The organism is Pseudoalteromonas sp. 10-33 (assembly GCF_001469195.1).
Taxonomy (GTDB): Bacteria; Pseudomonadota; Gammaproteobacteria; order Enterobacterales; family Alteromonadaceae; genus Pseudoalteromonas.
In genome coordinates this window covers 1-20,892 of the sequence record NZ_LOFI01000010.1, presented here as the reverse complement: position 1 = coordinate 20,892, position 20,892 = coordinate 1, and the positions used below count along the sequence as shown (strand labels likewise).

General features: G+C 39.9%; 17 protein-coding genes and 2 rRNA genes. 9 read left to right on the top strand and 10 right to left on the bottom strand.

Going from position 1 to position 20,892, the window contains the following annotated elements:
- Window positions 1–143: 143 nt before the first annotated feature.
- Entirely contained in the window at window positions 144–572 is a 429-nt protein-coding gene (locus tag ATS76_RS07470) for an organic hydroperoxide resistance protein (RefSeq protein ID WP_029773654.1), read from the bottom strand.
- 135 nt (window positions 573–707) lie between these two features.
- Between ATS76_RS07470 and ATS76_RS07465 the strand changes: the two genes are divergently transcribed.
- Entirely contained in the window at window positions 708–1,166 is a 459-nt protein-coding gene (locus tag ATS76_RS07465; RefSeq protein ID WP_058551639.1) for a MarR family winged helix-turn-helix transcriptional regulator, read from the top strand.
- Here the strand turns inward: ATS76_RS07465 and ATS76_RS07460 are convergent.
- On the bottom strand, window positions 1,155–2,054 hold the full coding sequence (locus ATS76_RS07460; protein WP_235590918.1) for a LysR family transcriptional regulator: 900 nt from the start codon (window positions 2,052–2,054) through the stop codon (window positions 1,155–1,157). The genes ATS76_RS07465 and ATS76_RS07460 overlap by 12 nt on opposite strands.
- Before the next feature lie 110 nt (window positions 2,055–2,164).
- On the opposite strand from ATS76_RS07460, the gene ATS76_RS07455 reads away from it, so the two are divergent.
- From ATS76_RS07455 to astB, 3 genes are all read left to right on the top strand, one after another.
- Window positions 2,165–3,181 carry a zinc-binding alcohol dehydrogenase family protein gene (locus tag ATS76_RS07455; protein WP_058551637.1) on the top strand — a complete coding sequence of 339 codons (1,017 nt, stop codon included), beginning with the start codon at window positions 2,165–2,167 and terminating at the stop codon, window positions 3,179–3,181.
- Window positions 3,178–4,281 carry an L-dopachrome tautomerase-related protein gene (locus tag ATS76_RS07450; protein WP_058551636.1) on the top strand — a complete coding sequence of 368 codons (1,104 nt, stop codon included), beginning with the start codon at window positions 3,178–3,180 and terminating at the stop codon, window positions 4,279–4,281. The genes ATS76_RS07455 and ATS76_RS07450 overlap by 4 nt, the downstream gene beginning before the upstream one ends.
- Window positions 4,282–4,857: 576 nt before the next feature.
- Entirely contained in the window at window positions 4,858–6,204 is a 1,347-nt protein-coding gene (astB, locus tag ATS76_RS07445; RefSeq protein WP_058551635.1) for an N-succinylarginine dihydrolase, read from the top strand.
- A gap of 65 nt (window positions 6,205–6,269) precedes the next feature.
- On the opposite strand, the gene ATS76_RS07440 is transcribed toward astB, so the two are convergent.
- The gene (locus ATS76_RS07440; RefSeq protein ID WP_058551634.1) at window positions 6,270–7,124 is read right to left on the bottom strand and encodes a mechanosensitive ion channel family protein; all 855 of its coding nucleotides are present in this window, start codon (window positions 7,122–7,124) and stop codon (window positions 6,270–6,272) included.
- 367 nt (window positions 7,125–7,491) lie between these two features.
- Here ATS76_RS07440 and ATS76_RS07435 point away from each other — a divergent pair, with 367 nt between their 5' ends.
- Complete coding sequence (locus ATS76_RS07435) at window positions 7,492–8,172, top strand: SDR family oxidoreductase (RefSeq protein WP_058551633.1); 681 nt, start codon at window positions 7,492–7,494, stop codon at window positions 8,170–8,172.
- Window positions 8,173–8,310: 138 nt separating this feature from the next.
- Here the strand turns inward: ATS76_RS07435 and ATS76_RS07430 are convergent, their stop codons facing one another.
- Window positions 8,311–9,462, bottom strand: coding sequence for a DUF4062 domain-containing protein (locus tag ATS76_RS07430; protein ID WP_160327115.1), 1,152 nt, complete (start codon window positions 9,460–9,462; stop codon window positions 8,311–8,313).
- Between the two features lie 237 nt (window positions 9,463–9,699).
- On the opposite strand from ATS76_RS07430, the gene ATS76_RS07425 reads away from it, so the two are divergent.
- A complete protein-coding gene (locus ATS76_RS07425; protein WP_058551631.1) occupies window positions 9,700–11,013 on the top strand; it encodes a M20/M25/M40 family metallo-hydrolase in 1,314 nt (437 codons plus the stop codon).
- A 65-nt stretch (window positions 11,014–11,078) separates the two neighbouring features.
- On the opposite strand, the gene ATS76_RS07420 is transcribed toward ATS76_RS07425, so the two are convergent.
- The 3 genes from ATS76_RS07420 to ATS76_RS07410 all read right to left on the bottom strand — a co-directional run bounded on the left by ATS76_RS07420 (window position 11,079) and on the right by ATS76_RS07410 (window position 13,739).
- Window positions 11,079–11,876, bottom strand: coding sequence for a response regulator transcription factor (locus ATS76_RS07420; RefSeq protein WP_058551630.1), 798 nt, complete (start codon window positions 11,874–11,876; stop codon window positions 11,079–11,081).
- Between the two features lie 133 nt (window positions 11,877–12,009).
- Window positions 12,010–12,726: an SIR2 family NAD-dependent protein deacylase gene (locus tag ATS76_RS07415; RefSeq protein WP_058551629.1), complete on the bottom strand. Its 717-nt coding sequence runs from the start codon at window positions 12,724–12,726 to the stop codon at window positions 12,010–12,012.
- The gene (locus tag ATS76_RS07410; protein WP_058551628.1) at window positions 12,723–13,739 is read right to left on the bottom strand and encodes a Kelch repeat-containing protein; all 1,017 of its coding nucleotides are present in this window, start codon (window positions 13,737–13,739) and stop codon (window positions 12,723–12,725) included. Before ATS76_RS07410 ends, ATS76_RS07415 begins: the two co-directional genes overlap by 4 nt.
- A 425-nt stretch (window positions 13,740–14,164) precedes the next feature.
- Between ATS76_RS07410 and ATS76_RS07405 the strand changes: the two genes are divergently transcribed.
- Genes ATS76_RS07405 through ATS76_RS07395 form a run of 3 tightly spaced genes read left to right on the top strand, consistent with a single transcriptional unit; the run spans window position 14,165 to window position 18,779 of the window.
- Window positions 14,165–16,225, top strand: coding sequence for a TonB-dependent receptor plug domain-containing protein (locus ATS76_RS07405; protein ID WP_058551627.1), 2,061 nt, complete (start codon window positions 14,165–14,167; stop codon window positions 16,223–16,225).
- Window positions 16,226–16,234: 9 nt separating this feature from the next.
- On the top strand, window positions 16,235–16,765 hold the full coding sequence (locus ATS76_RS07400) for a YfiR family protein (protein WP_082664330.1): 531 nt from the start codon (window positions 16,235–16,237) through the stop codon (window positions 16,763–16,765).
- A gap of 1 nt (window position 16,766) precedes the next feature.
- Window positions 16,767–18,779, top strand: a complete 2,013-nt coding sequence (locus tag ATS76_RS07395) for a putative bifunctional diguanylate cyclase/phosphodiesterase (protein WP_058551626.1) — start codon at window positions 16,767–16,769, stop codon at window positions 18,777–18,779.
- A gap of 7 nt (window positions 18,780–18,786) precedes the next feature.
- Here ATS76_RS07395 and ATS76_RS07390 read toward each other — a convergent pair whose 3' ends face one another.
- From ATS76_RS07390 to ATS76_RS07380, 3 genes are all read right to left on the bottom strand, one after another.
- Window positions 18,787–19,422, bottom strand: coding sequence for a methyltransferase family protein (locus ATS76_RS07390; protein WP_058551625.1), 636 nt, complete (start codon window positions 19,420–19,422; stop codon window positions 18,787–18,789).
- A 616-nt stretch (window positions 19,423–20,038) separates the two neighbouring features.
- Window positions 20,039–20,153, bottom strand: a 5S ribosomal RNA gene (rrf, locus tag ATS76_RS07385).
- 201 nt (window positions 20,154–20,354) lie between these two features.
- Window positions 20,355–20,892 (bottom strand): 23S ribosomal RNA (locus ATS76_RS07380); the annotation flags it as partial.

The window sequence follows — 20,892 nt, the reverse complement described above, 5'->3', positions numbered from 1 at the left end:
TAATATATGAAATAGTGAATATACGATTTTCCGTATATTTATTTAAAGCCCGCTTCAATTAATGTGACCTCTAGTAAATTGCAGCGCACAAAAAAGCCCAGTGGCAAACCACTGGGCTATTACAATGCTAAGTAATCAGTTAATTAAATAACCGAAAGCTCTACTTCAATGTTACCGCGTGTAGCGTTTGAGTATGGGCATACTTGGTGTGCTTTATTTACAAGTTCTTGCGCTGCTGCTTTATCCATATCACCTAGTGATACAGCTAATTTAACTGCAATGCCAAACCCGCCTTCAATCGCGCCAATAGATACTTCAGAGTTAATGTGTGTATCACTTGGTAGCGCAATTTTTTCGCTACCTGCTACAAATTTTAGTGCACCAATAAAGCACGCTGCATAACCAGCTGCAAATAATTGCTCTGGGTTAGTGCCTTGCCCGTCGTCGCCACCTAGCCCTTTTGGGGTTGATAAGTTTACATTTAAACGGCCATCGTCTGATTTAGCTACACCTTCACGGCCACCGGTTGCAGTTGCTTTTGCTGTGTAGGCAACGTTTTGTAATACATTCATAGTGAACTCCAAAGTTTATCAATTAATTTAGTTTGCATGCAAAATAATAGGCCAAGTAATTAGAGATTGCAAATACTTTGCATGCAAATTAAAATGTTTTTTGAGTTGAAGGTATTAACGCACTAGGAGTTGGGTATGTCATTTGAGCAATTAAAATTAAAAAATCAGCTGTGTCATAGGCTATATATGGCATCAAATAGCATTGCACGCGCTTACCGTGAGCCTTTAGCTGCACTTAATTTAACGTATCCGCAGTATGTAGTAATGATGGCGCTGTGGGAGCAAGACAAAATAACCATCGCGCAGCTAATAGATAAAACCGCTATTGATGGCGGCGCTATGACCCAAATACTCAAAAAAATGACCGAAAAGTCTCTGCTAGCAGTTATTAAAGACGAGCACGATAAGCGTAAACGCCTAATTCAGCTTACCCAAAGTGGGCAAGCCCTTAAAAACGACGCCGCTGATATTCCAAAAAATATATTATGTAAATTTGAAAGTGTAGATCCCACACAAGCCAAACAGCTTATGCAGCTGCTTGACTTAGTGGTAAACGATTTAAATACTAAAAGCGACGATGAGTTAGCCAACTAACGCGGTTATTTTTTGTTGAATAAACGCCCTAAATGCCGTGATCACCGGGGTCATTAGGCGCCGGTCGGCGTACATCATATAAAGCGGTAGCGGATCACTTTGCCAGTCAGGGCATAAATGAACGAGCTCCCCACTTGCTAAATCATCAATTACATCCAAGTACGATTTATACGCAATGCCTTTGCCCTCTAGTGCCCAGCGCCTAACCATTTCGCCATCGTTTACTATGTGTTGGCAATTTAGCTGCACTTTTTGTACCGCGCCATTTTTATAAAACCGCCATTCTTTAAATACTTCGCCAAAGCGCATAAACGTAATAGTGGTGTGCTGCGTTAAGTTTAGGGGGTGTGTAAGCAACCCATTGTTTGCTACATATTCAGGAGAGGCAACTAAAATACGCGCATTATTTAAAAAAAGTGGCGCTGCAATTAACTGCGAATCTTTTGGTACACCAAAGCGCAGTGCAATATCAATTGATTGGCTGTAAATGTCGCTTACTTCGTCACTTAAGTGCAGTTTAAGTTTTACATGCGGGTATTGCGCTAAAAACTCATTAAGCCATTCACTTAGTTTATTACGCCCTAAATCGCACGGGGCCGATACCTGTAGTGTCCCTGTTACTTCGCCCACAGCGGTTTGTACTGCAGCTACCCCTTGTTGAATAAGCGAAAGTGAATCTTTGGCGTAACTTAAAAACTGCTCCCCTGCCACACTTAATCGTAAACTGCGGGTAGAGCGAATAAACAGCACGTTTCCTAAATCTTTTTCTAGGCGCTTAATAGCCGCACTTACCGCCGCTGGGGTTTGCGCGTTTTGCCGTGCGGCTTCAGAAATACTGGCACAACTGGCTACATCTATAAAGGTTTGAATATCGTTAAATGATCGCATATTTTCAATTAAAATTTGAAAGTGCTTTAGTTTTTCATGTCTTTTTCTATTTTTCAACTGAGCTATAGTGCTTACAAATTAAAAAGTACTTAAAATCATCAGGAACCCACATGAAAGCATTTGGCTACAGCAAAAACTCTAAAACGCTTACACCCAGCTCCATACAAGCAATTGAACTTGATACCCCAACCGCCACCGGGCACGACCTACTTATTGAAGTAAATGCTATTTCAATAAACCCTGTAGATACAAAAATACGTGCCAATGTAGCGCCAGAGCAAGGCTACAAAGTATTAGGTTGGGACGGCGTAGGCGTTGTAAAAGCCGTTGGCGAGTCGGTTTCGTTATTTAATGTGGGGGATCGTGTATTTTACGCCGGCGATTTATCGCGCCAAGGCAGTAATGCGCAATTTCAATTAGTTGATGAGCGTATTGTAGGGCGCGCACCTAAAACATTAACCGACGCACAAGCCGCAGCGCTGCCACTAACCAGCATAACCGCCTACGAAATGCTGTTTGATCGCCTGCAAGTGCCTAAAAATAAGCAAAATACTCAGCAATCTATTTTAGTTATTGGCGCCGCTGGTGGCGTTGGCTCTATTTTAGTACAGCTTGCCAAGCAGCTTACTGGGCTAAACGTAGTAAGTACTGCATCACGCGAGCAAAGCGTAACCTGGCTTAAAGAGTTAGGAGCCGATCATGTACTCGATCATTCTAAAAACTTAAACGAGCAGCGCAAAGAACTGGGGTTAGCTGAGTTTGATTACGTTATTGGCTTAACCCATACCGACCAATACCAAGACCAAATAGTGGAGTGTATTAAACCTCAAGGTAAATTTGCGCTAATAGACGACCCTACATCGTTCGATATTTTAAAATTTAAGCAAAAATGTATTTCAGTGCATTGGGAGTTTATGTTTACCCGCTCGCTATTTACTACAGCTGATATAACAGCGCAGCACACCTTACTTAATGAAATTAGTGAGCTTATAGACTCAAGTACACTTAAAACCACGCTTGGGCAAAATTTAGGCCCAATAAACGCTGCTAATTTATATAAAGCGCACCAAATTTTAGAATCGCACACCTCACGCGGTAAACTTGTTTTAGAAGGCTTTGAAGCATGAATCAGATTAAAAAAATACTTTTAGCAGCAGCCTGTAGCACCGCGTTTTTAACAGGCAGTGCATTTGCTAATACCCTAAATACTAACACCGATTTAAACACAGTCGCCACATTCGACGCCCAGCACCCACCGGGGAATATTGCTATTACACCATCGGGTCGTAAGTTTTTATCGGTACATGGTTTTTACGGCCAAAAACAAAAAATTATGGAGCTATTAAGTGATGGCACCACCAAACCCTACCCTAATGAAGAATGGGCATATGCGTATAAAAACGGCAAAGGCTTTTACGATGTACTTGGCATAAATGTATCAGCCGATGGCGTGTTATGGATGCTTGATACATCAGGCCCTGATCATGCTGGGCGTTTAGTCGGTTGGGATACCAATAAAGAGCAGCTGCATAAAATAATTTACTTAGCTAAACCCACCATTACCGACACCTCGTTTTTAAACGATTTAGTCATCGATAATAAACACGGTGTTGTATACATCGCCGATACCGCACAAGGCAGCCAAGCCGCTATTCTTACCGTAAATTTAAAAACTGGTGAGGCGCGCAGAGTATTACAAAATAGCCAATACACCACAGCCGAAAACATCGATATGGTCATTGAAGGGCGCACCATGAAACTAGGTGGCCAACCAGCTCGTTTAGGCGTAAACCCAATCACACTCGACCCAAGTGAACAGTGGCTTTACTTTGGCTCTATGTCTGGCATGTCGGTTTACCGTATTGCCACAAGCGATATTAACAATAAAAACCTGAGCGCAAGCGCTCTTGAGAGTAAAGTTAAACGTTACGGCACCAAGCCAATTTCCGACGGTATTATTGTTGATGGCGGCGGCAATGTGTATGTTACCGACATTACCAACGGCGCAATTGGCGTAGTAAAACCAAGCGGTAAATACCATGTATTATTTAAAGACGAGCGCTTAAGCTGGCCAGATGGCTTTAGTTATGGCGCCGATCATAAAATATATTTTACCGTTAACGACCTACACCATTCGCCAGTATTAAATAATGGTCAAAACGAGAGCCACGGTAAATTTAAAGTCATGTCGTTCAAACCAATAGTAAAAGGGCAAGTTAGTCGTTAAACAGGCTTATGCTTGTATTTTACTTCAACCAGCCCCGCTTATTTTTTGCTGGGCTGAGTTGTTTTTATGATCCAAAAAAGTGCAAATATTGACTATTCTTACCTATTTTGGTACTAGTTTAATTGCACAAAATAAAGCAAATAAATTAAATAGCTGATTTATATTCATAAAATATTCAACTTAACATTGGCACAATTCTCCCTTAATTAAACACGTGTTTAGTGATTCAATAAGGAATAACCATGATCAGTTTTTACCATACCCTCTATCTTTTGTGGCGTTTAGACATTAGCGTTTGGCAGGTAAACGAGCCAACCAATACACATACTACTGCCGACAAAGAACGTGCCTATGTTAAGTAACACGGTAATGTACAAAAACGCAGCGTAAGCTGTGCAAATAAGCCCAACTGCATTTTTGTACATTATTTAATTTTACACCCTGCCTATAAAATAAAACCTTCCTACTAAATAAAACGTATTAGATTAAATATTTAAAACCAATGACTATACGCTTTGCAAGCGCAGCTATTGCATTGTATTGTTGTTATATATTAATTATTTTTTTGGAAAAAGTATGCGCGCCTTAGAAGTGAATTTTGATGGATTAGTGGGCCCAACCCATAACTATGCCGGTTTATCGTATGGTAATGTTGCCTCATTAAATAACGCGACAAGCTTTTCAAACCCGCAAGAGGCCGTATTACAGGGCCTAGAAAAAATGAAAGCCATGCACGATAAAGGCCTAACACAAGGTGTGTTTGCGCCCCACGCTCGCCCCGATTTAAACGTGCTTCGTCGTTTAGGCTTTACCGGTAACGACGCACAAGTCATTCATAAAGCATTTAAAGCCGACCCTATTTTATTACGTGCATGTTATTCCGCCTCTGCAATGTGGACTGCAAACGCAGCAACTGTTTCACCTTCGCCAGATACACTCGATGGCAAAGTGCATTTTACGTCGGCTAATTTAAATAATAAGTTTCATCGCTCGCTAGAGCCTGCTACAACTACCCGCTTATTAAAAGCCATGTTTAATAACGATAGTTATTTTACACACCATACTCATTTACCTGATCAAGGCTTTTTTGGCGACGAAGGCGCTGCAAATCACACCCGTTTTTGCGACAGCCATGGTGAGCAAGGCCTAGAAATGTTTGTATTTGGCGCTAGCGCCTTTAACAGCCAATTACCTAAGCCGGTTAAGTTTCCTGCAAGGCAAACACTAGAAGCCTCAGAAGCTATTTGTCGTTTGCATAATTTAAAAGAATCGAGCCAAATTTTGCTTCAGCAAAACCCCGACGTAATAGACCAAGGTGTGTTTCATAACGATGTAATTGCCGTTGGCAACGCAAATGTATTACTTTGCCACCAGCAAGCATTTTTAAACCAAGAGCAAGCACTTCAAGACGTAAAAGCTGCGTACGTTGGTAATAAAGAATTTTATATAATTGAAGTACCATCAAATAAAGTTAGCATCAACGGCGCAGTAAGCAGTTACTTATTTAACAGCCAGCTAGTTAGCTTAGATGATGGTTCAATGCTGTTAGTTGCCCCGCAAGAGTGTCAACGTAATAGTGCAGTAAATGCCTACATTGAAGAAATGATTATGGCCGATAACCCAGTAAACCAAGTACAGTTTTTTGACCTGCGCCAAAGTATGCAAAATGGTGGTGGTCCTGCCTGCTTGCGTTTACGTGTAGCTCTTAACGAGCAAGAACTTGCTGCGGTAAACCCAGAGGTTATTTTAACCGATACTAAATACACTCAGCTTTGTGATTGGGCTAAACGCAACTACCGCGATAAATTAGGTGCAAACGACTTCGCTGACCCTGCTTTACTCAACGAAAGTTACCAAGCGCTAGATGAGTTAACCCAACTGCTTAATTTGGGTTCAGTATACGACTTTCAATTAGCGCGTTAAATTTTTTGAAACCAAAATAGCGAGCCTTGGCTCGCTATTTTTATTTGTTTTTGTGCTAATAGAGTTTAAGTTTCTTTACTTACTGTTATTGCCGATGCCATCGACTCAGATATATGCAGCGTTCGCTGCGGAAACGGAATACTCAACCCCGCGCCTTCTATGGCCTCTTTAACGCGTTTATTTAAATCCCACACGGTTTGCCAGTAATCGCCATTTACAGCCCATGCACGTAATTGAATATTTACTGCGCTTTCGCCTATTGAAGTAACCATTACTTTAGGCGCTGGCTCTGCCAGTAGTCGGCTCTCTGATTCGGCGAGTTCTTTAAGTACATTTAAGCCCACATCAATAGAGTCGGCGTACGAAATACCCACCACTATATCCATGCGCCTTTTACCGTTACGGGTAAAGTTTTTAATGTTGCCGCCCCATACTTTACCGTTAGGTGATGCGATATAAAGGCCGTCGGTGGTTTTAAAAATGGTCGTAAATAAGTTTATTTCTTTTACTGTGCCAAGTGTGCCGCTTGCATCTACAAAATCGCCTATTTTAAATGGCCTAAGTATTAATAACATAATTCCTGCAGCAATATTACTTAAGGTGTTTTTAAGCGCCAAACCAATCGCTAAACCCGCCGCGCCCATTAGCGCTATTAAGCTTGCCGTATTAACGCCAAAAATATCTAAAATAAACAGCCCAGCAATTATGTAAACTAAATACCCCGCAATGCTCGATAAAAGCGGCAGTAGCGTTTCGTCTACTTTTTTTAATGGCGACTTAGAATTTTTAATCGCTTTTTTTACCGAGCGCGCAATAAGTGCACTCGCAACTAAAATAGCCAAAGCTAATACCACTTTGTAACCTAAAGTGATGATAGTTTCTGAATGGCTTTGCCAAAACACAATAAGTTTATCTTTCATATTTGTTCCGATAAAAAAGCTGTCACACAGCAAAATTTAAATGAGCCAAGTTAGTTTTAACTCATAATTTAACGTTAACGACCAAGTAACTGTTGACCCTACAGGATTATTTTCACTCTATTTAGTGCCGATTTAATCCAACGCAAGAACAAAAAACAAACGCGCTAACAAAAAGCCGCGCGAGTATATAGCCATAAATAAAATTAACCTATATTTTTTATACACACGGCAAAATAAAATTATTAAATGAGCCGCTGTATGTTCAATTTAGGTTAACCTCAACCTGCTATGGTAAATCTTACTCAATGCATTATTTAACTAATCGAATTTCTATAATTTTGAATAGGTAACCATAGGAGAAGTAATAATGGCGAAAGAAAAAATAGTCCTCATTACAGGTGCTTCAAGTGGCATAGGTGAAGCAACCGCCAAAACGCTCGTTAATAACGGCCACAAAGTAATACTTACAGCCAGAAGCGAAGACAAATTAACTAAATTAGTACAATCATTAGGTGAAGATAACGCACTGAGTGTTCCCGCAGATGCCACCGACTTTACCGAGCTTGAAAATGTAGTAACAAAAGGGCTTAAAAAATTTGGCCGACTAGATGCCGCATTTGCCAATGCAGGTATGGGCGTTTCAACAGCAGGTACCGAAAAAGGCGATCCTAATGAATGGTCAACCATGGTAGACATAAACATTAAAGCCCTGCTGTGGACGGCAAAAGCAACCTTGCCACATTTACGCCAAAACAAAGGCCACTTTATATTAACCAGCTCAGCCGCTGGTCGTAAGCCTATTAAAGGATCTATTTACGGTGCAACTAAATGGTTTGCTTACGGGTTTGGACAAAACTTAGCTGAGGAAATGAGCGAGTGGAATGGCCGCTGTACCACCATAGCCCCAGGCATGGTAAACACCCCATTTTTTGATGAAGCTAAACCCGACAAACTCGACCCACAAGATGTAGCCGACGCGGTATTGTTTGCAATAGAGGCAAACCAGCGCAACAGCGTACGCGAAATTTATTTAATGCCAACTAACTAACTAACGTTGATTGGTTGAGTTTGAGCTGTCAGGTTTAATGCCAATGGCGTTAAACCTGATGGTTGTTTGTATTTAATGAAATAGAAAGGTGAAATAGCATAATTTCAATCAACAAAAGATGCAAAAAGCAAAGTCCTGTTAAAGCTTGCCTTCATCTAGTTCCAACTTCTGTTGTAAATATATCTCTTCTAAATACTCTTCAAATTGCTTATTAACGTGAGCCACTGGTCTGTATCTTCTACTGTCTCGATCTTCTAGGGTCACATCAATAATCGCTTTACGGCTTTCTTGATCAATTTGTATAAAGCTTCCCCAATCTGTCTGTATTTCTTCCATAATTCCAAAATGATATCGACACTTATAAAATGTACCATCTGTCTTGATTAAGAATAATTCTGGTCTCATCCGTTCATCACTCTCAACCTGCTTGATGCCAGTGATTCCAAATTCTTTCAGAAGAGCTGTCCATGACAAGTCTGATGTTAAGAGCTCCTTAATATTTGAGGCCGGCAATGAAGAAAGAAAGGTAAGCAAATGCCTATAACGAATAGCTCCCCTAGCAGTATCTCTAAGATCAGGAGTCGCGATAGATGCCATTACTACTGACTTCAAATCTTCTAGTCTTTCAGAAAAATCTCTATAACGCCTAGACTCAACTTCCCTATTTCGGTGTTCAGATAACAACCTTTGGAAAAGTTGTGACCATTGACCAACAAGATTATCCTTTATCTCATCAAGCCTAGAAAAAGGTAAGATACTGTTATTATGAGTCCGGTGTGTAAGGTAGTTTATGAATTCAAAAATATATTTTGCTGTTTCTTTCTTTTGTATCGAAGGGAACTCTATTGCATCAATAACCTCAGGCTTCCCTTTATTCTTTTCATAAACATGATGATCATGAAAAACTTTCTCATCAACAAATGCATATATAGGAATTGAATGTTCAGCTGCTTTTAGTATTTCAAGCTGTGTAATCGACAATTTATCTTTAGACTCTAGTAGCTCTGCTTTTGAAGAGGTACTTTTCAAGTGTTCAAAGTCGAAGTTTTCTAATATAGATGGTATACCCGTACCTCCAAACCTCGAGCCTATAATTAGGACAACCATATCGCAGTTTGGTACTTCCTTTATGCAACTATCATGAGTATGAGATCTTGGGTCGTACAAGATATCAGCATAATCACTCATTACTGGTTCATGCCCAAGTGATTTTATAAATGGGCGAAGTTCTGAGCGTACCACTCCCAGATCGTAACAAGTAGACGAAACAAAAACTCTTAATTTTGCCAATTTATCCTCCTTGACAGCTAATAAACGTAGTTCGGAGAACGGATAACCGTCTCCCAAAGTAACAATCCTTTATTATTAGCAAATACAGTAGGTGATTACCATTTATAAATATTATGATATCTCTATCTCGCGCTAAGTTACTATTAAAGTTTGCTACTCCCTCTTCTGCTTCCCCTATTGAATACTCTGTATTTTTACTTCATATTAGCTGAACTATTCTCCAATTATTAGGCTGTTATGTCACTTTTAAAATTTAGCCAAGCACTTATATTTACCCTTGCGAGTACCCTACCGCTTACAAGCCATGCGGCGCTTGATAAAAATGAGCTTGAAATAGTAAAACAAGTTGAGCAAAATATGCCGCAAGCGCTTAAAGAAATAGAACAAGCGGTAAACATTAATAGCGGCTCACTTAATATTGAAGGTGTAAAAAAAGTAGGCGCGCTTGCAAGTGAGCAACTAAAAGCGATTGGCTTTAAGGTTGAGTGGTTAGATGGCAGCACGTTTAACCGTGCAGGTCATGTACTCGCTACGCATGAGAGTAAAAACCCCAATGCAATAAAAATACTGATGATCGGCCACCTTGATACTGTGTTTGCCAAACACGATAACTTTACTACCTATAAACAAATTGATGAACACACAGCGAGCGGCCCGGGTGTAGCCGATATGAAAGGCGGCAATACCATTATAATTACCGCCCTTAAAAGCTTACAAGCCCTTAATTTACTAGAAAACGTGAGCGTAAAAGTACTGCTTACCGGCGATGAGGAAAGCAGCGGTCGCCCACTTAGCTTATCTAAACAGGCCATTGTTGATGGCGCAATATGGGCAGATGTAGCGCTTGGCTATGAAAATGGCGATAACAATATTAAAACCGCGATGGCAGCGCGCCGTGGTTATACCGGGTGGACATTAAATGTAACGGCCAATGCTGCACATTCATCGCAAATATTTAGTGAAAGCGTGGGCTATGGCGCTATTTACGAGGCCTCGCGTATTTTAAATGACTTTAGAGAGCAACTTGCCACGCAACCTAATTTAACCTTTAACCCGGGGCTTATTGTAGGCGGTACAAATGCCGATTACGACAGTGCTAACTCGTCAGCCACAGCGTTTGGTAAAAGTAACGTAATTGCGCAAACCGTGCATGTGGAGGGTGATTTACGAGCGCTTTCGCCAAAGCAGGTAGAAGGCGCTAAAAAAGTGATGCAGCAAATAGTGGCTAAAAGCTTAAATGGCAGCCAAGCCGAGCTTATTTTTGAAGACGGCTACCCACCAATGGGGCTCACCGAGGGCAATAAAAAGCTGCTTGCACTGTATAGCCAAGCAAGCCAAGACTTAGGTTATAACAAAGTGGTGGCCGCAAACCCTCGTAATGCCGGCGCGGCTGATATTTCGTTTGCTGCAAACCATGTTGATATGGCGCTTGATGGCCTAGGCCTAATGGGCAGTGGCGCGCACACTAAAAACGAAACCGCCGATTTAACCTCGCTTAATAAAAACACCGCTAAAACAGCGCTGCTTGTATACAGATTAGGCCAAATGTAAAAGTATTTAAAACGAGTGCTGTTACTTTTGCACACGTTCAAATACATGTGATGAAAAAATGTCTATCACGACATTATTTTGAAAAGCAAATCTCGCACTGTGGCGGGTTCAAACGGTTTATCGCAAATGGCATCAACGCCCGCTTGCGCAATATTGGCTAGGTGGGTGTCGTTTGCCTCTGAGCTCACCATTAAAATAGGAATATGCGAGTAAGCATTTGAGCCACGCACTGTTTCGGTTAACTCGCGACCATCCATTTCTGGCATGTTGTAATCGGTAACAATCAAGTCGAATGACTGTTCGTTAAGTTTTTCAATTGCTTGTTTGCCATCTTCTGCTTCAACCGGGGCTGGAATTCCCATACCAGCAAGCACACGAATAATATGCTTGCGCGCAAAACGACTATCATCAACAACAAGTACACGTAAAAGTGTGACATCAAAGTGCTCTAGTTCGACCTCTTCTTCTGTAATTATGTCGAGCGTCGCTTTTAATGCGCGTGTAATTGCATCTGCACTGAATGGTTTAGGTAAAATGGCTAATACACCCGACTGCCTTAATTGCTCAAGGTATTTTTTATTGCGTTCGCTCGAGATCAACATAAACGCTTGGCTTTCTGTGCGCGGGTTCGAACGAATGCTTTGTAACAAAGAGTCTGCAGTACCATCGGCTAGGTACATGCTACTAATAACTAAATCTGGGTGATACTTTTCTAGCAATGCTAACGTTTGCGCTTGATTACTTGCAGTTTCTACTTGCGTTACACCACATTGAGTTAGTGATTTAATTATCAGTTTTTGCTGAACCTCTGACGGCTCTACTAATAATATTGATAAATTGGCTATTGCAGTTAAATCACTCATGTAACTCTCTTAGGTCATGTTATTTTAAACGATTTCGGTTTACAGTTTCATTATAAAACAACATGTATCACTGGGGTTAACAAAACGCATATTTTTATGTATTTATTTGTAAGTTTTAAATTACATAAATAAATTAGCAATGCTGGATATACTCAAGTGCAGTCATTTTTTTATAGCTTACATTTGGGTGTAAAGCATGCGCGGGATTAGGATCTACCACCTCAATAGGTATGTCGTAAGTTCGAGCTATTTCAATTGCCATTTGAGTGATATTGACACTAAATGAGGTACCCATAAATACCATTTTATCGGCATTGAGCATACGCTGCTGTGCTTCGGATATTCTGTAAAGCTCGGAGTAGTATTCATCAAATAATAAAACAAAGGGCTTAAATGAATGGTTTAACTCAGGCGTTTGGTTTTGAATATTAAATAGCTCAAAAAGAGAGTCATGCAGGCGGCTTTCGTCTACGCTATCCCATGGGGTCATTAGCGGTTTAACTGCTTCGACTTGTTCATGAAATAACGTCATTTGATCGAGCCTGCCGTGTATAGCTATGTAATTTTTGTTGCCCGCTTTGCCATCAAGCCCATCTATATTTTGGGTTATTAAGTTTTTATCGCTAAGCCAGTGGTGTACGTCGTTAGGGCCATGGTTACGATACGTTGCAAAGCGGTTGTAATACCAGGCTAAAAACTCGCGCGGATTGTTTTGATACATAGCACGCGTGGCCATTTCCATGGGCGTATAGTTTTTACTGCCTATCGTCCAAAAGCCATCTTCGCCCCTAAAAGTAGGTATACCACTAGCAGCGCTTACCCCTGCGCCTGTAATATAAAGCGTATTCACTTTGCTACCTCATAACCTGTTACATCGCTTATTACTTGTTGTTGGTTGTTCATACCTCCAACACGATATAAAGCCCCGTTGTGCTCAAGTAGCCCGCGGTGATCCATGGTGCCTCCGGCTAAAGGCGATAGAACTTGCCATGAATTTTGCTCAATATTAAAACGCCACACGTGTTTACTTGCCGGTGCTGGCTTTTTATCATAACCAATGCCGTTATAGTTATAGGGGTTGTTAGAACCAGCCATCATGTAAATGTTGCCATTGTAACTTGTAGCAGCCATACGGTAATGCGACTCACCTGTAGGATGAGGTAACGTGCGCCAATCTATTTTTTGCACATTGTTATCATCTATTGTGCCTTTTAAACACTGCGCAACACCTGCAAAAGAGCGGCGTGAATCTGGGTTTGCTTGGGTTTTAACGCCATCGCATATAACAATAGTGTTACCACTAATAGCAGCAGCCTGGCCAAATACTGGCTCGCCTAAAAAAGGTGATGCCTGTTGCCATGTGTTAGTTTGGGTATCGTATACCTGTACTAAATTTACGTTGCCATCGTTATGCCAGCCGCTAATAAGGTAAATGTAGCGCTCTTTGTAGCTCAGCGCTACACTGTCATCTACCGGTACTGGCATACTTGCAAGGTGTTTGTATGTATTGCTTTTTATATCAAAACGGTACACATCGGGACTTGAAATTTCAGTATGGTCGCTATCTACCGTATAACCACCAAATACATAGGCGTATTCACCTAAGCCCACTGCAGTACTTGCTAAACGCCCTTTTAGTGGCAAACTTGAAGGCACATTCGCTTGCTGCTGCCATGCGCCCTCACCTAATTTAAGTGAAAACACCTTGTTGTGTACATCGGTATGTTGTTTGTTTTTACCCAGCCCCATAAAACTTAAAAAGTAGCTTTGGTTTTGTACTGTAACCTTAGCTACGGCATTGTTTGCAACGGGCTCAGGTAAAACAGGAAGACTAGCTAGCAGTACAGAAAAAATAAAACTCATAAAATATTCTGGTAATAATTAAATGCAGCAAGGTTAATTTATTTTTTAACCCTGAACCAGTATTGATAGGCCTTATTGAGAATAAATTTAATTACGCCACCATTAGGGATCACCATCATTTTAATTTATCAAAGCATTTTGTATGCGAAACAACCTGATTTAGGTTGCAAAAAAAGCAATCAAACATGGACTTAATACTTTTGCTTTAAGATAATATATATGATTAATCATTTAAACTTACACTTAATAACGATGTTATTTTAATCAAAATTGCTATATGAGCTAATGATATACTAATAAAAGTAGTCTAGATTTTTATTAATGACGATAACGTATTTTCTATGTTTAAAGCTTTTACGATGTTAATGTAATGTTTTAAAAAGCAACCTCGCTTATATAATCTTTGACTAGGTAGGAGATCCTTAGTGAAATTCTCGTATCAATCACTATGGCCATTTTTATTATTATCGCCGCTTGTAATTGCAGACCCTTTTGAAGACGCAGATCTAGACCTTAGCGCATTGATGGAAATGGATGTGCAAGTAACGTCTGCAATGAAGCGAGCACAGTCTGCATTTAATACCGCCTCGTCACTCTATGTATTAAGCAAAGAACAAATATATAAGTCGGGTGCAAACTCAGTACCTGAAGCGCTAAAAATGGTGCCAGGTCTTATAGTTAGGCAACTTGATAATAACCAATGGGCAATTTCTTCGCGCGGTGTTGCGTCTCGATTTTCAAGTAAGCTTTTAGTTATGGTTGATGGGCAAAGCTTATATACACCTAAATTTGCTGCTGTCTACTGGGAAACACTTAACGTCCCACTTTATGATATTGAACGAATAGAAGTTATTCGCGGTCAAGGCGGCTTGTTGTGGGGCACAAATGCAAATAATGGTGTTATCAACATCATTACTAAAAACAGTATTGATACCCGTGGTGCTTATGTCGATGCGACTACGGGTAATCAAATAAATATTGATACCAATGTGCGTTATGGCAACGATTTAGCTAATAAAGGAAGCTATCGTATTTATGGCCATGTAAAAAATGCCAATGAATCAAAAAAAGGAATTTCGTTAGAGCCTACCGACACAGCAAAACAACATTCTTTTGGTTTTCGTACTGACTTTACACCTAGCGATGAATGGTCGGCATTAGTTCAAGGCGACGTTACTCACTCAAACCTAGGCCAAAACTTTCGTGGAGTCATTGACGCAACTAATAAAAATGTTTTATTTTCGGATGACTTATCACGCACAGATTCGCGCGTTATGGCGCGCCTTGAAAATAGAATATCACCAGATGCCAATCAAATGTTGCAAGTGTCGTGGTTGAAGCAAAGTGGTAATCAGACCTATATAAAAGAAAATTTTGAATCAATAGACATAGACTACCAAATGAACTTTTTATATGACTCTTTGCAGCTAGATTGGGGGCTAAATTATAGGTATAACAATATCTCTTTTGACGAGAGCCTATTTTTAGACAGTGATAAAAACCTTAGCAACCTTCAACAGTATGGCGGGTTAATTCAGGCTCAATACAATGTAATACCTAACTCTCTAGACCTTATTATTGGCACTAGGCTCGACCACAATGATTTAACTGGTTGGGAAAACCAACCATCAGCTAGGGTTATTTATAAGCCACAAGAAAATCACCTAATTTGGGGAGCCATATCTAGAAGTGTTCGTACACCAACCCTTATAGAGTTTAATGATGACTATAAAGTGAATGGCACGGTTGTAGAAGAGGCGCTCGGAGGAAGTACTGGGATTAGAGCTATTGATGAATATGCGATTGCAACTTTCCTCAATGGCAACGACAACGTTGAATCAGAAAACTATGTTTCATACGAGTTGGGCTACCGTTTTGAAAGTGAAAACACCTCTGTGGACTTTTCTGCATTTCATACCGATGCCGATAATATAGCTGCAATTAGATTTAACACCGATCCTAATCAGTTTTTGCCCGCGATACGTTTTTTTCAACTCGGTCAATTTGAACAAGCCGCATTTGCGCTTACTCAAACCCGTGTTGACCTTGATATTGTCTCAGAGGGTGAAACAACGACTAACGGGGTTGATATAGTCGCCACTTGGCAACCTTTTAATAACCTAAGTACAGAACTAGGGTATAGCTACACAAAAATTGCTTACGATTTACCGGAGGGAGTCAATCCGACTATAGGTTTTGACTCAACCAACAGACAAATATTTAGCAAAGTGAATTATACGTTTTTTAGCGATCATAATATTTTTGCAACGCTTAGAGTTGAAAACTCAGACGCTTATAACACTGATCGTTACACGACAATGGACATAACGTGGAATTATCAAATTAACCAAACGTGGTCAACCGCGGTCTCAGGCAAAAACTTATTTGCAGGCTCTCACATAGAATATGATAACACTCGTGAAACCTACACATTACCAAACTATATCGATGAATGTTTTACGTTATCAATTAAAGCTCGTTTTTAAGAAAATATAATGTTGAAATTGAGACTTTTATTTAGCAGCCTAATTATTGTAATAGCACTATTTTTTAGTGCTATTAGTGCTGCTACAGAAAAAGAATATATGCTCAAAGCAGGCTTTTTATATAACTTTGCTCGCTTTGCGAATTGGGAAACACCAACCTACGCCAATGGTAACTTTACAATGTGTAGCCCAGATAAGGCATTTATTGATATTGCTGATAGTGCACTCACCAAGCGCAGTATTAAAAAGCGCCCTTTAATAAATAAACACATTAAACTTAACAACAGCTCACTGAAACAGTGTGACATAGTATTTATTACATCAAAAACATACCAAGACTGGATAAAAACACCTAGTTTAACTTTTCAAAATATTTTATTAGTGGGAGAAAGTGACGGGTTCATAGAAAATAATGGGCACATAAGGTTTTTTCTCTCAAGCGGTAAGGTCCGCTTCGAAATATCACCTAAAAATCTTAAATCAAGTGGCTTAACAATAAGCTCTAAAGTATTGCGCCTTGCCCGTGTTGTGGATAGTTAAAATGAAAAGTCTGTTCACCTTAGACACTATTAGTAAGAAGCTACTTTTTATACTTATGAGCGTAGCGTTTATTTCAAGTAGTATTGTGACAGTAGCATTTGGTACATACGAATTAAGCAGTGCCAAAGACGAACAAATAGAAAGTCTGAATTCTTTATCAAACATGATGTCGCCCAATATAACCACCGCACTTATATTTGAAGATTTAGAAGCAATTCAAGAGCTAATAAAGCCTATTCTTACTCGTACCTATGTTATGTCTGCTATTGTTACCAATAGAACGGGAGAAATTGTAGCAACAACAAATTCGCACATGTTTTCTGATAATATTGAGCATGCTGTTGAGGTGAAAAAACAACTTACTTTAGATGGTAACAATGTTGGTGAATTAATAATTTATGCCAACAATAGCTATATAAATAATCGCATAGCGTTTTATGTAAAGTTTATCATTGGTCTTACACTACTATCCTTTGCTGTAAGTCTAACTATTTCATTGTTATTAAGACGGCGATTTCTAAGCCCCATTTTATATTTAGCTCAAACAGCTAACAATATCACCAAATCAAATGACTATAGCTTACGCGCTGAGCAGCTTTCTAATGATGAGGTTGGCGAATTAACCGTTTGTTTTAACGATATGCTCTATACGATAGAACAACGCGAACACGCCCTTGAAAATCAGGTTAAAGCGCGTACGCAAGAGCTTGAAAATGCTAACAGCGAGCTTCACCGCTACGCATATCAGGATGGCTTAACCGACTTGCCTAATCGTCGTTTTTTCTACGAAGAAATACAAACTCTTATCAAAATGGATAATACGAGCTTTGCATTGATATTTTTAGACCTTGATGGTTTTAAAGAAATTAACGATAGCCTAGGCCATGACTATGGCGATTTACTCTTACATCATGTGGCCAATAGACTCAAAGAATGTATTAAAAATGAAGATATAATTGCAAGATTAGGTGGGGACGAATTTACATTAATTTTAAAGAGCGTTGATAACCTGACATCGGCTGCTAAAGTTGCTAATAAAATTAAGCAAGCATTATTGAAACCAATACAATTAAAAGAAGAAACGGTATGTGTTACCGCAAGTATTGGGGTTACTCTCTATCCTGAGCATGGTAATACAGTAGAAAAGCTAGTAAAACGTGCTGACCAAGCAATGTATTTGTCTAAAAAGAAAGGCCGAAATAGATACGAATTTTTCTCTTACACAATTGAAGATAAAGCGATTGAAAAGCGAAAACTAATAGAAGAAATAGCGGATGCCCTTAAAGAAAATCAATTTGAATTGTACTACCAACCTATATTTTCAGTAGATGGAAAAACTGTAGTAAAAGCCGAAGCATTGATACGTTGGAATCATCCAAAACGAGGATTAATCGGGCCTAATGAGTTTATACCCATAGCAGAAAAAAATGGATTAATAACTGATATTGGTAAATGGGTTAAGTTTCAAGCAATACAAGACTGTATTTTATTTAATACACTTTCAAATAAGCTGATCCAAGTAAGCATCAATACCTCACCACTTGAAATTGATCGTTCAGGTGAATGGGTTGATCAATGGATACAGGATAGTAAGCAATATAACTTACCCGCACACTCAATTTTAATTGAAGTGACAGAGAATACTTTAATGGGTACTGACGCAGAGTTTAAAAGACAGTTAAAGCACCTAAGTGAATTTCAGATAGATGTTGCTATTGATGACTTTGGTGTAGGGTATTCATCACTGGCTTATTTACAACGGCTAGATATCGACATACTAAAAATTGATCGCTCGTTTATACAAGACATAGAAACAAATGAAAACAGCATTGCTCTGGTAAAAGCTATTATTACAATGGCTCATAACTTAAATGTAGAAGTCGTTGCTGAAGGCGTAGAAGATCAAAAACAATATTGGTTACTGAAACAGTTAAATTGTGACTACATCCAAGGATACTTTTTTTCAAAGCCTGTATCTAAACAAGAATTTGTTAAATATTTTATCGATAAATAACCACTCTCTAAAACCAGCGGGGTACAAGCTGCGAATATTGCTTATACTCAGCAGTAAAGCTCTCGGATAAATGCTTTTCTTCTACCAATGTTTGCCTGTGAATAGCTACAACTCCAACGATTAAACATACCAAACTAAATATACTCGGTAATGCTAAGAAAAACCCTACTTGAGCTGCTATAACACCCAAATACATAGGGTTTCTAGAAAACTGATAGAGCCCTTTTGTTTTTAATATCCGTGGACCGTTTGGATCAACTCCAGAGCGCCATAGTGAGGCCATATTAAAATGAACTATCATTGACAAAGCAAACCCAGCTGTGAGCAGCGCATTACCAAACATAACGCCAGGCCAACCATTCAGACCAGTAAAAACACCTAGGTAATTATCAAGCGATGGTATAAACACCCGCAATACACAAATAAACCATATTAACGCTCTAAAAAACTTAAACGCGGTGTGATTCCACCAACTTGCACAATACTTAACCCCAGAAAAAACAATGCTTTCTTTGGAAGTACGTGTCATATAAATAATTCTAAATGTATAAAAAACAGCTACAAAGGTATAAAACAGAGCAAGATAAATACGAGTAAACTCTATTAAAGAAGATGAGTCATCAATAAGTAAGGAGAAAGACATAGAAGACCCTGAATGAGTGAAAGCGTTAACGAAAGGAGAGCATAAAGCCCATAAAGCTTATTAACAAGCAAAGTAAAACAAAACTAGTAATAACTTACTTTTATAGCAAGTATTAACCACTACGCTTTATCAAATCGCTAGTATTTTTATATTATCACGCTCCTTAAGTAATTACATGAGATAGTCCCCCTAAAAAAATAATTAAGGCTTTAAAAATAACAATGAAATGGGACACCATCATTGTTTTAGTACTGCCTTGCGGGGACTCACCTTACGCTGTTTAATTTAGTGTATCGGAATACAAATACGGTGAAGTACAGGATGTACGAGAGCGGCTACATTCAGTTCGGCATGGCCTCTTGGCTATTTACCAAACCCCAGACAGCAAAAAGCCCGACTCTTTCGAATCGAGCTTTCTTGTATTTGAAGCCCGGTAATGTCGTGGTGCCAACAGCCGTGGAGAGTCACATAGCGAATGCTTCACTATCGTTGGCCTGGGCTCGTCTTCGAGCTGTTTTGTTTGACTATTGAGTTCGACATGAGGTCTTGGCTATTTACTAAACCCTAGAAAGCAAAAAACCCGTCACATTGCTGTAACGGGTTTCGCTTATTTGAAGCCTGGTAATGTCCTACTTTCACATAGCAAATGCTACACTATCATCGGCGCTGTTTCGTTTCACTACTGAGTTCGGCATGGGATCAGGTGGGTCCAAAACGCTATTGTCACCAAGCAAATTAGGTGCAAAGGATTTATGACAAGCACGTAGTGCTTCTTTTTCCTTTGCGCAAGGTGCCTCAATGTTAACGCTACGCGCTAAGAGTCACCTCATAAATTTGGAAAATATCTGATAATATTTTTTAAGTCTGTCAGTAATCTACTTTAGTCATTAACTTCTGTCTTAAACTATCACACAAAACGCGTTTGGCGTTGTATGGTTAAGCCTCACGGGTAATTAGTACAAGTTAGCTTAATGGCTCACACCACTTCCACATCTTGCCTATCAACGTTGTAGTCTTCAACGGCCCTTCAGAGACTTTAAAAGTCTAGTGAGAACTCATCTCGAGGCCTGCTTCGCGCTTAGATGCTTTCAGCGCTTATCAGTTCCGAACGTAGCTACCGGGCAATGCCATTGGCATGACAACCCGAACACCAGCGGTTCGTTCACTCCGGTCCTCTCGTACTAGGAGCAACCCCTCTCAATTCTCAAACGCCCACGGCAGATAGGGACCGAACTGTCTCACGACGTTCTAAACCCAGCTCGCGTACCACTTTAAATGGCGAACAGCCATACCCTTGGGACCGACTTCAGCCCCAGGATGTGATGAGCCGACATCGAGGTGCCAAACACCGCCGTCGATATGAACTCTTGGGCGGTATCAGCCTGTTATCCCCGGAGTACCTTTTATCCGTTGAGCGATGGCCCTTCCATTCAGAACCACCGGATCACTATGACCTACTTTCGTACCTGC